Origin of the sequence: Cyclobacterium qasimii M12-11B, assembly GCF_000427295.1 — a bacterium.
Classification (GTDB): domain Bacteria; phylum Bacteroidota; class Bacteroidia; order Cytophagales; family Cyclobacteriaceae; genus Cyclobacterium; species Cyclobacterium qasimii.
This window is the reverse complement of record NZ_ATNM01000034.1, coordinates 1-707: the sequence shown is the minus strand read 5'-3', so window position 1 is coordinate 707 and position 707 is coordinate 1. Positions and strand designations below refer to the sequence as shown.

At 54.7% G+C, this 707-nt stretch carries 1 protein-coding gene and 1 pseudogene; both read left to right on the top strand.

Translation table 11 applies throughout. The annotated features are described in order from the left end of the window. Positions 1–71: 71 nt before the first annotated feature. A pseudogene (locus tag ADICYQ_RS31075) lies at positions 72–242 on the top strand (translation initiation factor IF-3); the annotation flags it as partial. Beyond that, positions 214–690 (top strand): translation initiation factor IF-3, encoded by a 477-nt coding sequence (infC, locus tag ADICYQ_RS31070; protein ID WP_262485360.1) that lies wholly within the window; start codon positions 214–216, stop codon positions 688–690. The pseudogene ADICYQ_RS31075 and the gene infC, both read left to right, overlap by 29 nt. Positions 691–707: the final 17 nt, after the last annotated feature.

The window sequence follows — 707 nt, the reverse complement described above, 5'->3', positions numbered from 1 at the left end:
CTTTCGTGTCACGGCATCCGCCGAACTGTGTTTTGTTAGACGCCCTGCGTAAATGAAACACATCACGAACTGTGAGGAGAACACGCATCAGCGATCCCCGTACCAACGACAGAATCCGAGTTCCGGAGGTCCGTCTTGTCGGACCCGGCGGTGAACAAGTCGGTGTCGTCTCTATCGACGTCGCCCTGAAGCTCGCGCAAGAGGCAGATCTAGATTTGGTCGAGGTCGCTCCCAAATTCCAAGCCTCCTGTTGCCAAGATCATGGATTACGGCAAGTTCAAGTACGAAGAGGCGCAGAAGGCGAAAGAAGCTCGTCGCAACCAGACAAACACGATTCTCAAAGAGGTTCGCTTTCGTCTGAAGATCGACACGCACGACTACGAAACCAAGCGCCGGCGTGCCGAGGGATTCCTCGCCGGTGGTGACAAGGTCAAAGCAATGATTTTGTTCCGCGGCCGTGAGCAGTCTCGCCCCGATCAGGGCGTGCGTCTCCTTCAGAAGTTTGCCGAAGATGTGTCGGAGTTCGGTGCAATCGAATCAACCCCGATGATCGACGGTCGAAACATGGTCATGATTATTGGCCCCCACAAGACCAAGGCAACAGCGAAAGCTGAAGCCGAGGCCCGCAAGATAGCTAACAAGCAGCCTCGTGAGGCAGAAGTTCCAGAGAAAGAGGAGAAAGATGCCTAAGCAGAAGACGCACTCAG